At 71.7% G+C, this 11090-nt stretch carries 10 protein-coding genes; 1 reads left to right on the top strand and 9 read right to left on the bottom strand.

Annotated elements, in window-relative coordinates; translation table 11 throughout:
• Positions 1–51 precede the first annotated feature (51 nt).
• The 9 genes from ACWGJO_RS22925 to ACWGJO_RS22885 form a co-directional block, all read right to left on the bottom strand.
• Positions 52–804, bottom strand: a complete 753-nt coding sequence (locus ACWGJO_RS22925; RefSeq protein ID WP_452186339.1) for an AfsR/SARP family transcriptional regulator — start codon at positions 802–804, stop codon at positions 52–54.
• A gap of 43 nt (positions 805–847) precedes the next feature.
• Entirely contained in the window at positions 848–1801 is a 954-nt protein-coding gene (locus ACWGJO_RS22920) for a TauD/TfdA family dioxygenase (RefSeq protein WP_452186337.1), read from the bottom strand.
• A 127-nt stretch (positions 1802–1928) separates the two neighbouring features.
• Complete coding sequence (locus ACWGJO_RS22915; protein WP_452186335.1) at positions 1929–4139, bottom strand: MMPL family transporter; 2211 nt, start codon at positions 4137–4139, stop codon at positions 1929–1931.
• Positions 4140–4291: 152 nt separating this feature from the next.
• Entirely contained in the window at positions 4292–5023 is a 732-nt protein-coding gene (locus ACWGJO_RS22910) for a hypothetical protein (RefSeq protein ID WP_452186334.1), read from the bottom strand.
• Complete coding sequence (locus ACWGJO_RS22905; protein WP_452186332.1) at positions 5020–5874, bottom strand: hypothetical protein; 855 nt, start codon at positions 5872–5874, stop codon at positions 5020–5022. The genes ACWGJO_RS22910 and ACWGJO_RS22905 overlap by 4 nt, the downstream gene beginning before the upstream one ends.
• Before the next feature lie 2 nt (positions 5875–5876).
• A complete protein-coding gene (locus ACWGJO_RS22900; protein WP_452186330.1) occupies positions 5877–6149 on the bottom strand; it encodes a phosphopantetheine-binding protein in 273 nt (90 codons plus the stop codon).
• 12 nt (positions 6150–6161) lie between these two features.
• Positions 6162–7469, bottom strand: coding sequence for a type III PLP-dependent enzyme (locus ACWGJO_RS22895; RefSeq protein ID WP_452186328.1), 1308 nt, complete (start codon positions 7467–7469; stop codon positions 6162–6164).
• On the bottom strand, positions 7459–8877 hold the full coding sequence (locus tag ACWGJO_RS22890) for a preATP grasp domain-containing protein (protein ID WP_452186326.1): 1419 nt from the start codon (positions 8875–8877) through the stop codon (positions 7459–7461). Before ACWGJO_RS22890 ends, ACWGJO_RS22895 begins: the two co-directional genes overlap by 11 nt.
• A 17-nt stretch (positions 8878–8894) precedes the next feature.
• Positions 8895–9845 carry a 3-oxoacyl-[acyl-carrier-protein] synthase III C-terminal domain-containing protein gene (locus tag ACWGJO_RS22885; RefSeq protein ID WP_452186324.1) on the bottom strand — a complete coding sequence of 317 codons (951 nt, stop codon included), beginning with the start codon at positions 9843–9845 and terminating at the stop codon, positions 8895–8897.
• Between the two features lie 199 nt (positions 9846–10044).
• Here ACWGJO_RS22885 and sbnB point away from each other — a divergent pair, with 199 nt between their 5' ends.
• Positions 10045–11079: a 2,3-diaminopropionate biosynthesis protein SbnB gene (sbnB, locus tag ACWGJO_RS22880; RefSeq protein WP_452186322.1), complete on the top strand. Its 1035-nt coding sequence runs from the start codon at positions 10045–10047 to the stop codon at positions 11077–11079.
• Positions 11080–11090 lie beyond the last annotated feature (11 nt).

Raw genomic sequence — 11090 nt, 5'->3', positions numbered from 1 at the left:
CGTCAGGGCCGGGCCGCGCGTCGGACCGGCCCTGACGGCACCTCGGCTTGCTCAGTCGGCCACCAGGGTCTGCGACAGGATGTTCCGGTACACCTCCGCGAGGCTGCGCCCGGGCTCCAGGCCCAGCTCGCTCACCAGCCATCTGCGGGTGCGGTGGAACACGTCCAGCGCCTCGGTCTGCCGGCCGTTGCGGTAGAGCGCGAGCATGAGCTGCTCGGTGAACCGCTCCCGACCGGGGTACTGGGTGGTGAGCTGCTTCAGTTCGGAGATGATGCCGCGTTCCTCGCCGAGCGCGAGTTTCGCGGCGATCAGATCCTCCCGGGCGCTCAACCGCTGTTCGTCCAGGTGTGAGGCTTCCAGCTGAAGCCTCGGGCCCTCGTAGAGGTCGAGCAGCGCCGGGCCCCGCCACAGGCGGAGCGCCTCCTCGAGCAGTCGTACGGCCTCCTCCGGCCGGGCGGCCGCGGCGGCGGCGCCACCGCGTTCGGCCAGCGACAGGAAGCGGTTCGCGTCCACCGCCTCCGGCGGCAGGTCGAGCAGGTAGCCGCCGTGGAGCGTGTGCACCAGCTGGTCGCCGGTTACCGACTCCAGGAACTTCCGCAGCCGCCCGATGTTCGCCTGCAGCGCGTTCCTGGAATTCTCCATCCTGCGGTCGGCCCAGAGTTGGTCGATCAGGTGGTCGAAGCCGACCGGCTGCCCGGGCGCCAGCGCGAGCAGCGCCAGCACCGTCCGCACCCGCTTCGACGCGAGGTTGTGCCGCCGGCCGTCCCGTACCACCGTCAGCGAACCCAGTAGCTGTAACTCCATGTCCTCCCCCGTCCTTTCAGTCCGACTCGGTCGGTCGAGGCGCTCAGGTCATCGAGACGACCACCTGGCGCGTCCCGGTGAACGCCTCGCGCCCGTGCAGCACCCGCATGTTGTCGACCACCATGACGTCGCCGGGCTGCCACGGCACGGCGACCTTGTTGCGCGCCATGGCCAGCCGAACCTCGTCCAGGTCCTCGGCCGGGATCTCGCTGCCGTCGCCGTAGGTCGCCCAGTGCGGCAGGTCGTCGACCCGGTCGACCACCGAGCGCATCACCTCCGCCTCGGCGTCCGGCAGGTTGGACAGGTGCCACTGGTCCGCCTGGTTGAACCAGACCGGTTCGCCGGTGTCCTGGTGGTTGCGCACGCTCGGCCGGTGCTGTCGGACCCGCACGCCACCCTCGTCGGTCCACTCGTATTCGGCCCCGGCCTCGGCCAGGAACTTCTCCACCACCGTCCGGTCGTCGGTCTCGTAGGTCGACTGCCAGGACTTGCCCAGGCCGAGGCCGCCGTGCAGGTGCTGACGGTAGGCCACACCGCGGCTGACGTAGCGCTCGCGGACCGCCGCCGGCAGGTCGGCGAGCAGCGCCCGTCCGTCGCAGACCGGCGTGGCGCCGCCGCTCTCGGCCGCCACCACGCAGTGGAAGAAGAGCCGGCTGGGCCATTTGTGGGCGTAGGACATCTCGTTGTGCAGGCTGATCTCGAAGCGCGCCGGGTACTCGGTGGAGGTGAAGACGCCCTCCGCGACGGCGCTGCGGGGGGTGTCCCCGCCCCGGTAGCTGGCCAGCAGCGGGTGGCCGAATCGGGTCACCGTCCGGTGGAAGGCGTCGATGTCGGGCAGTCCCAGGCCGCGGATCAACAGGGCACCGTGCTCGGCCAGTCGGGCTTCGAGCACGGTGCGCAGCCCGGCCGTGGTGTCGTCGAGGTCGAGCTCGGGAGTGCGGTCGAGCCGAAGGACCGCCAGCGTCGTTCCGCCGTTGCTCACTGTGTCGATGTGCATCCGCCTGCCTCCAATGGAAGGGGGGTGATCCTGCTGCAACAGGATCACCCCCCCGATCTATCGAGGACATATATTCGATTGTCGGTGGCCGGGTCGGCGGCCGGGTCGGCGGCCGCCCGGACCGGCGCTAGTGGTTCGCCGGCAGGCTCCGGTCGGGCCGGGCGTTCGCCGCAGCCGAGGTGCCGACCGCGGCGAGGGGAGCGTGCCGGCGGCTCGTGGGGCCGGACCAGTTCAGCCGGGGGCCGATCAGCTTCAGCAGGGACGGCATCACCATCAGGCGCACGATCACCACGTCCACCAGGACCGCCACGCAGAGGCCGAATCCCAGCTGCTTCATCTCCAGCAGGCTGGTGAACATGAAGCTGACGAAGACCGAGACCATGATGAAGGCCCCGCCGGTGACCACGCCGGCCGATCGGCCGAGCCCCTCGACCAGTGCCTCCGTCGTCGAACTTCCCTTCTGCATGGACTCCTTGATCCTGCTGACCATGAAGACGTTGTAGTCGGTGGAGAGCCCGAAGAGGATCACGAAGAGGAAGATCGGCACGCGGGAGACGATGCTGCCGTCCGCGTGGTGGCCGATCAGGTCGGTGACCGGGCCGGACTGGAAGACGCCGACCAGCATGCCCAGCGCGGCGACCGAGGAGAGCACGTTCAGCAGCGTGCAGAGCAGGGCGATCAGGACCGAGCGGAAGGCGGCCAGCAGTACCGCGAAGCTGAAGAGCAGCAGGAGGCCGATCACCCAGGGCAGTTCGCCGAGCTGACGGTCCAGCACGTCCTTGTTGCGTGCCACGTCCCCGGTGACGGCGGTACGCAGGTCGCCGGACCGGTGCGCGGTGGCCGGCACCAGGTCCTGGCGCAGCCGGTCCAGGGCCTGTGCGGCCTGGGGGCTGTCGATCGCGTAGGGGGTGGTCACGGTGAGCGACTGGGTGGTGCCGTCGGCGGAGCGCAGCGTGGTGGCCGGCAGTCGGCCGGCGGTGAGCAGCGGGTCCGCGGCGGCGGCGGAGGACAGTGCGCCAATGGCGGCGTCCGCCTGGGTGGCGGGGCCCTGGACGACAGCGGTGTAGGCGGCTCCCGCGGACGGGAAGTGGGCGACCATCCGGTCCCTGGCCTGCACCGCGGGGACCTTCGGCAGGGTACCGACCTCGGTCGAGATCAGCCGCATTCCGAGGGCCGGCAGGGCGAGCGCGCCGATGACCACGAGTCCGGTGACCAGGGTGCGGCCGGGGTGGCGGACTGCGGGACCCAGCAGTCGCGGCCAGAGCCTCCCGGGGTCGGAGGACTGCTTCGCCAGACGACCCAGCAGCGGCAGGCGGGGGCGGTCGAGCACCCGGCCGAGTTTGACCAGCAGGGCCGGGAGGACGATGACCGATCCGGTCATGACGATGAGGACCACGATGATCGAGCTGATCGCCAGCGAGGAGAACACCACGTCGCCGATGGCGAACAGGGAAGCCATCGCGAGCATCACGGCCGCTCCGGCGACCAGCGCGGCCCGGCCCGCGGTGGCGGCCGCCAGCTCGATCGCCGCGCTGTCGTCGAGCCGCCCGCCGCTGCGGGCCCGCTCCTCCCGGAAGCGCTTGGTCACGAGCAGCGAGTAGTCGACGCCGACCGCCATGCCCATCAGCAGGATGAGGTTGTTGTTGGTGCCCACGCTCGGGAAGACGTGCGAGAAGAGCGAGGACAGGCCCATCGCGGCGGCGACCCCGGAGAGCGCCAGCAGGACCGGGACCCCGGCCGCCACGACCGCCCCGAAGACCACCATCAGGATCACCAGGGTCAGCGGCAGGGTGAGCTGCTCGCCCAGGGCGAGGTCCTTGCTCATCTGCTTGCCCACGTCGACCGACATCGAGGCGTGGCCGGTCTGCACCACCTGGACGGTCGGGTGGGCCGCCTGCACCTCGGCGGTCCGGGCAACCACGTCCTTGATCGCCGCGCCCACCGCCACGTCGTCGCCGCGCATGGTCAGCGGGACCAGGTAGGCCTGTCCGTCCGGGGCGCGCAGCGGGTCGCCGACCCGGCTGACGGCCGGTAGCGCGGCCATCCGGTGGCCCACGTCCTGGGCGGCCGCCTCGGCCGCGGAGACGTCCAGGGAGGCGCCCCGGGCGGTGATGACGACGTTTTCGACGATCGGCTGCGGGATGCCGCCCGCCTCGGCCATGGCCTCGGCCCGGCCGGCCTCGCCGACGCGGTAGTCGGTGGTGTCGGCCATGCGGGTGCCCGCGGCGGAGCCGACGGCCAGGCAGACCACCACCAGCAGCAGCCAGCTGACGATGGCGCGCCACGGGTGCCGTGCGCTCCAGACGGCCAGTCGAACGGTCAAGCGTTGTGCGGTCATGACGCCCCCAGACATGCCGGTGTTTGCGGTTTCACCTGTAAGTCGATGCTGACAGGTGAATGCTTGGGCCGTCAACTGTTAATCGGCTACCAAATGCAAGCGCCCCGTGACCCGGGGGAATCGGTCACGGGGCGCAGCTATGGGGGATGTGATCACCAGGAGCGGCTCCTGGCGGGGGCTGCGGCCGGTTCGCACGAGGGCGGTGCCGCATAGGCTTCGGCCAGCAGCTCGGAGACGTAGGCGACCTGTCCGGGGCCGTCGCTGAGGTAGCCGCCGGCGCCCAGCAGTTGGACCTGGGCCCGGTCGCAGTGGGTCAGTTGTCGGTGCAGGTCGTCCAGGAGGGCGCTCGGCAGGGCGGCCGCGTCCAGTTCGTCGAGGGTGGCCCGCACCTCCAACTGCTCGGTCAGCGACTCGGCGACGGCCGCCTTCACCAACTGCTGCTGGATCAGCGGGGTGTCGCCGACCCGCCGGTCGGCCAGGTAGCGCAGGGCCGCGTCGCGCAGGCCCTCCGAGATGCCCAGCCGCAGCCAGGCCAGGCCGTAGCCGAAGGCCCTGCCGGCCCGCTGCGGGTCCGGCCTCCGGTCGGAGCCCTCGAACCGGCGGCTGTCGTGCCCGGGGTGGTACAGCAGGGTGACCGCGCCGCCGGGCAGCTCCACGTCGCCCAGCGGCTTCGGCCGGTCGCCGGCGCCCTCCGGTTCCCGCGGGACGGCTGCGATCCGGTCCGCCGCAACCACTGCGTGGCCGTTCGGGCCGTAGCCGATCCCGTCGCGCCGCAGGGCCTCGCCGAGCAGGGTGAGCGCCGGGGCCAGCCCCTCCGTCCGGGCGGCGCGATGGATGCGGGAGCAGTCCTGCCGAGTCAGGGCCGGGCCTGTGCTGGTGGTCATGTCGCCTCCGCGGCTCGGTCCAGCGTGCAGAGCGCGAGGTCGCCGGTGGTCTCGTCGTGGTCGACCAGGACCACGGTCCGGGCCGCCGGCTGCCCGGCCAGCCGACCCCAGAGCCGCGCGGTGGGATAGCCGGGCGCGGTGCCGACCGCGTCCGGGTGGTCGGGCAGGTCCCGCCGGGTGACGATGCCGGGGCCGGCCAGGACGTTGACCTGCTCGGCGGCCGGTAGCAGCGCGGCCAGCCGGTCGCGCAGCCGCTCGACGCGGACCCCGGGGTGGATCTCGGTCCGGGGGGCGCCGAGGGCGCCGTCGCGGGTCAGCAGCATCGCCACCCCCGCGTCGCCGGCCAGGTCGCGGCCGGTGGCGTAGGGGAGCGTCGCCTGGTCCAGGACGAGCACCAGGACCTGCTGGTAGTCGTGCCGGCGGGCGTACGCCTGGGCGAGCCGCAGGGCGGTGAAGGGCGTGCACGGCCCCTGTTCGGAGAGTGAGAACGCGAGCGGCCCGTGCGGCCAGGCGTCGGACAGGTAGGTCGCGGCGGCGGCCCGGCAGTCCAGGTCCGGGGTGGTGTGCGCGACCACGGCGAGGTCGACCCGCGTCTTGGTCGCGCCCAGGGACTCCACGAGCGCGCGCGACATCGCGGCGAAGGTGTTCCCCGCGCCGGAGCCGGTCAGCTCGGGCCGGTAGTCGATGCCGTAGGCGCCGGTGAGGTCGGTGAAGTGGCGCTCGGAGAAGGCGTCGTCGATCCGGGTCGTGCCGGTGCCGAAGACCCGGTGGGTGATCCCGGCCAGCCGCAGCGGTGCGGCGGTCTGCCGGTCCCGGGTCCGCGCGAGGACGGGCGCGGCCGTCTGGTACATGCTCAGGCACTCATCTCTGTGATCAGGAAGTCGGCCAGCGATCGCAGCGACTCGAAGTGGGACATCTCCAGGTGGTCCGTGTCCAGTTCGATGTCCAGGGCCTCCTCCAGCTCCATCAGCAGCTCGAAGACCCCGCTGGAGTCCAGGCCCACCTGGTCGAAGAGGCGGGACTCCTCGGTGAGTTCGGGGAGCCCGTCGCCGAGCACCGCGGTGAGCGCCCGGCCGATGACGGCCACGAGCTCGGCGCGGTCGAGGGCGGTGGTGGTGTCGCTCATGGTGGGTTCCTTTCAGGAGACGGTGGTGTGGACGTCGAGTTCGACGAGGTGCTGGCGGTCCAGTAGGTCCTGGGGCCGGTCGCGGTCGCGGACCAGGGTGGCCCGGCCCTGCCAGACCAGCACCTCGGCGGGGTGTCCGTGGCTGAGGAAGAGCACCGGCGAGGCGCTGGGTCCGTACGCTCCGGAGCGCAGCACCCCGACCAGGTCTCCGGGGCGCACCGGCGGCAGCGCGACCTTCTTGCCGAGCGTGTCGTTGGGGGTGCAGAGCGGACCGGTGACGTTCCAGCGCTCGGTGGCCGGCTCACCGATCCGGTTGAGCAGCGCCATCGGGAAGTTGCGCTTGACGAAGGAGCCGATGCCGACCGCCGCCATGTGGTGGTTGGTCCCGCCGTCGGCGACCGCGAACTTCTCGCCCATCGACTCCTTCACGTAGCGCACGCGCACCACGTAGGTTCCGGCCATGGCGGTCAGGTAGCGGCCCAGCTCCATCACCATCCGGGTGCCGGGGTGGCGCTCGACGAACGCGTCGATCAGCGGGTTCACCCGGGCGGCGAGCGCGTCCAGGTCGAGGTCCTGCTCGCCGTCGAAGTAAGCCACCCCGAGTCCGCCGCCGATGTCCACCAGCTCCAGCGGGAAGCCCAGCCGCTGCGAGACGCGCTCGGCCAGCTCCAGGATCCGCTCGGTGTTCTCGGCGACCGCCTCGGCGCCCAGGATCCGGGTGCCCATGTAGACCTGTACGCCCATCAGTCGGACGCCCGGATGGCGCTCGGCCAGGTCGCCGGCCGCGAGCAGCTGGGCCTCGTCGATGCCGAACTGGCGCGGCTTGCCGCCCATGGTGAGCCCGGATCCCTTGACCGCGAACTCCGGGTTGACCCGCAGCACCACGTCGACGGTGCGGTCGCGGGCGGCGGCCAGTTCGTCGATCACGGCGAGCTCCCCGAAGGACTCGCAGATGATCGCGTGAACCCCCTCGTCCAGGCAGGCCGCCAGCTCCTCGGGGCTCTTGCCGGGGCCGAGGAAGAGCATGTCGCGCGGGGCGACGCCGGCCCGGCGGGCGGTGGCCAGCTCGGTCAGCGAGGAGAGCTCGGCACGGGCGCCGAAGGCGTGCAGCAGCGCGCAGACCGAGACGTTGGGGTTGGCCTTGAGCGAGTAGAAGATCTCCAGGCCCGGGTGCAGCCGGTCGCGGACCGCGGTGATCCGCTCGCGCAGCACCTCGCCGTCGTACAGGTAGAGCGGCGTGCCGAACTGCTCGGCCAGTTCGGTGACACCGAGGCCCTGGATCTCGAACTCGGCGGGCCCTGCGGACTGTTCAGCGGACATGGGCTGCTCCTAGGACCCGGATCCGGGCGGCGAGGCGCTCGTCCAGGTCGTCCAGTTCGGCGGCCGAGCCGGCCACCACGATGCCGTAGAGGCGGCCGTCGAAGGGCTCGCCCGGCCTGACGTCGAGACCCGCGTTGACGGTCGCGAAGTTGTTGACCAGCAGGCCGCTGCCGGCCGGGTCGGTGAGCAGGAGGTCGCCGAGCAGCTCGCGGAGCCGCTCGAAGCCGAGCCGCCCGTCCAGCCGCACCGGGTAGTACCGGGCCAGCGCGGCCCGGCCGGGGCCGACGAAGGCCTCCTGCAGCCTGGTCTGGTAGGTGGACATGTTGTTGCGGGCGTTGATCTCGATCACCGGGTGGACCCCGCCGTCAGCGGTCAGGATTGCGTCCACCCCGACGACCCCGTAGTAGCCGTCGGCGGCCAGCCGCGCGCCCAGCAGGGCCGCCGCGCGGGTGATGAGGGCGAGCTGGTCCGATGTCAGCTCGGCGGGGAAGCGGTGGCCCTTGTGCACGCCGCCCTCGGTGAGCGCCCGCTTGACGAAGTCGAAGTGCACCGAGCCGTCCCGACCCACCGTGAACTGGTAGTTCAGGTCGCCGTGGTTCTCCACCCACTCCTCGACCACGAAGGCGATGTCCGGTCGGCCGGAGCGCTCCACCTTGGCCGAGAGCATCTTCAGCACCCGGTCGGTGCGGCGTTCACCGTCCAGCACCACCAGGCCCTTGCCGGAGACCCCGTACGCTTCCTTGACCACCGCGCGGCGGCCTCGGGCCAACAGGCCCTTGGCGTCCTCCAGGGCGGCGGCCAGCTCGGGCAGCGTCTCACAGGTCCAGCCGGCGGGCTGGGGCAGGCCGAGCTGGTCGGCGAGCCCGCGGCTGTAGACCTTGCTGTTGACGGCCTTGCACAGGGCCGCGTCGGGCGTGGCCAGCGGCAGGCCGGTGCGCCGCGCGAGCAGTTCCTCCAGCGGGGAGGTGCCGTGCGGCAGCAGCCGGGCGCCGGACGCGCCGAGCGCGGACAGCCGGTCGAGCAGGGCCGGGTCGCCGAGCACGTCGGCCGTGACGGTCCGTTCGAACCGCTGGTCGGCCGCGACGTGCAGCTGCGGCAGGCCCACGCCCAGGTCGGTGAGGTAGTCGAGATAGGCCGGGTCGGGCAAGGTCTTGAGCACCACGTGGTCGCCCGGCCGCCCCAGCAGCAGGGCGAACTCGTCCATCCGGTTGACCACCGCGGTGCCGGAGTCGGCGGAGAAGCGCGGCAGCGTGTGTTCACCGGCCGCCCACTGCTCCTCGACCTCGAAGTTGCCGAGAAGGACCAGCGGGGCGTTCGGCACGCCCAGCGCCGTGCGCAGCCGCTGCGTGAAGTCGGGCACCGGCGGCGAGGCCGGCGCGACCGGGGGTGCGGTCAGGGAATCGGTCATGGCGTCCTCCAGCCGGCTCAGTGCTCGAAGACCATGGCCGCGAAGGCCTGGCCCAGGCCGGCGGAGGTCATCAGGTACTTGTCGCCCGGCTTGAGCCGGCCGAGCCGGCTCGCGCTCTGGTGGTTGATGAAGGGGTCGGCGCAGAAGCAGTGCCCGGTGGCCGGGATGTTGTCCAGGAAGAGCTTCTCGTCGGGAAGCCCGAGCCGGTCCCCGGTCATCGTCCAGGAGACCCGGTTGACGTTGTGGGGCAGCACCAGGTCGAGGTCCTCCACACCGATCCCGGCCTGTGCGCAGGCGGCCAGCACGACCTCCTCCAGAGCGTCCTGGTAGATCTGGCGGGCCTGCTTGGCGATCTCGGGCGTCATGTCGATCTGCCCGTCGGGGCGGCCGTGGATCCGGCTGGCGTAGCCGAGCATCTTGTCCCGGTCGCCGGTCGCGCCGACCAGGGCGGCGGCCATGCCCTCGCCCATGATGGACACGTCGGCCACCCACTGCGAGAAAGGGGTGAGCGTTTTGTCCCCGAAGAGCACCAGCGCCAGGGCGTCGGGGTCGCCGTCCTCGGCCAGCAGGGTGGCGGCGACGTCCAGGGCGAGCAGGCCGGTGGCGCAGCCGTGGTCGGCGACCGCGAAGGTCTCCGCCCGGGTCAGGCCGAGCTCGGCGCGCAACTCCTGGACCGGGCTGAGCGGATAGGGCGCGGTGGTCCGCAGGCCCTTGGCCCGCACGATGTAGCGGACCTGCTCCTCCCGGCCGGGCAGCTCCTCCAGCTTGCCCACGGCGGCGAGCATCAGCTCGACCTCCGACTGCGCGGACTGGCAGATGCGGTCCAGGCCGTAGAGCCGGGTGAACCGGCGGATCTGCTGATCGCTCAGCGAGAGCCCGTCCTGGAGCGCGGAGACCGGGACGGTCTCCGGGAGATGGCTCGATACCGCCAGCAGCGCCGGCGATCCGGTCGAACCGGGCTTCTTCATCGGCTTCCTCCGCCTCCGACTGCACGGTCGTTTGATTGCTCGGCAAGCTAACCGGCCCGGCTGACGAGGTACTGACATTGCGCTGACCCGGTCACCTCCGAGATCGCGTCAGTTACCGGTCAGCACCCGGTCAGTGGAATTCCCAAGCATGGGCAGCAGTCAGATCGTCATGCGTCGTTTGCCAGGGAGCGTGGAGCTCATGTCCGAACTGCCGCCGACCTTCGCGGTGATCCCGGGTTCGCAGGTCAGCCGAGTGCTGCGCGGACGGGAGAAGCAGGTCATCGAACTGGTCGAGGAGGCATATCGGCTGCACGGGACGGGCCGGACCGTCAACCCGCCCTCGTACTTCCTGCGCTTTCCGGACCGGCCGGACTCGCGGATCATCGCACTGCCGGCCTCGGTGGGCGGCACGGTGGGCGTGGACGGCCTGAAGTGGGTCTCCAGCTTCCCCCGGAACATCGACTCCGGGCTGCCCCGGGCATCGGCGGCGCTGCTGCTCAACGACCGTGCCACCGGATACCCCTTCGCCCTGCTGGAGGGGTCGGTGATCAGCGCCGCGCGGACCGCGGCCTCGGCGGCCCTGGCGGCGGACCTGCTCTCCCGGGACCGCGGCCGGCCGGCCCGGGTCGGCTTCGTCGGCACCGGACTGATCGCCCGCTACCTGCACACCTACCTGGTCGGCTCCGGCTGGGAGTTCGACCGGGTGGCCGTGCACGACCTCGACCCCCGGCACGCCGCGGGCTTCAGCGGCTACCTGGAGTCGGCCGGGCACACCGGGCAGGTCACGGTGTACGAGCAGGCCGAGGACCTGATCCGCGGCTGCGACCTGGTGGTCTTCGCCACCGTCGCCGCCACCCCGCACGTGTCCGATCCGCAGTGGTTCGCGCACAACCCCCTGGTCCTGCACGTCTCGCTGCGCGACCTGGCGCCCGAGGTGATCCTCGCCGCCACCAACGTGGTGGACGACGTCGAGCACTGCCTGAAGGCGAACACCTCGGTGCACCTCGCCGAGCAACTCGTCGGTCATCGGGAGTTCGTGCGCGGCACGCTCCATGACGTGCTGACCGGGGAGCTGCGGCCGGCCGGGGATCGGCCACTGGTCTTCTCTCCGTTCGGCCTCGGTGTGCTGGATCTGGTGGTCGGCAAGTTCGTCTACGACCAGGTGTCCGCCGCCGGCGACATCACGGTGGTGGACGGATTCTTCGACGAGACAACCCGCTACGGGAAAAGTTGACCAGCGGCCGC

The organism is Kitasatospora sp. NPDC054795 (assembly GCF_053611565.1).
This window is presented reverse-complemented; position numbering and strand designations above follow the sequence as displayed.

Excerpts from the sequence above, each read along its gene's own strand:
- ACWGJO_RS22910 (WP_452186334.1), bottom strand. The coding sequence starts at position 5,023 with ATGACCACCAGCACAGGCCCGGCCCTGACTCGGCAGGACTGCTCCCGC.
- sbnB (WP_452186322.1), top strand. The coding sequence starts at position 10,045 with ATGTCCGAACTGCCGCCGACCTTCGCGGTGATCCCGGGTTCGCAGGTC.
- ACWGJO_RS22890 (WP_452186326.1), bottom strand. The coding sequence starts at position 8,877 with ATGACCGATTCCCTGACCGCACCCCCGGTCGCGCCGGCCTCGCCGCCG.
- ACWGJO_RS22920 (WP_452186337.1), bottom strand. The coding sequence starts at position 1,801 with ATGCACATCGACACAGTGAGCAACGGCGGAACGACGCTGGCGGTCCTT.
- ACWGJO_RS22885 (WP_452186324.1), bottom strand. The coding sequence starts at position 9,845 with ATGAAGAAGCCCGGTTCGACCGGATCGCCGGCGCTGCTGGCGGTATCG.
- ACWGJO_RS22905 (WP_452186332.1), bottom strand. The coding sequence starts at position 5,874 with ATGTACCAGACGGCCGCGCCCGTCCTCGCGCGGACCCGGGACCGGCAG.
- ACWGJO_RS22895 (WP_452186328.1), bottom strand. The coding sequence starts at position 7,469 with ATGTCCGCTGAACAGTCCGCAGGGCCCGCCGAGTTCGAGATCCAGGGC.
- ACWGJO_RS22915 (WP_452186335.1), bottom strand. The coding sequence starts at position 4,139 with ATGACCGCACAACGCTTGACCGTTCGACTGGCCGTCTGGAGCGCACGG.
- ACWGJO_RS22900 (WP_452186330.1), bottom strand. The coding sequence starts at position 6,149 with ATGAGCGACACCACCACCGCCCTCGACCGCGCCGAGCTCGTGGCCGTC.
- ACWGJO_RS22925 (WP_452186339.1), bottom strand. The coding sequence starts at position 804 with ATGGAGTTACAGCTACTGGGTTCGCTGACGGTGGTACGGGACGGCCGG.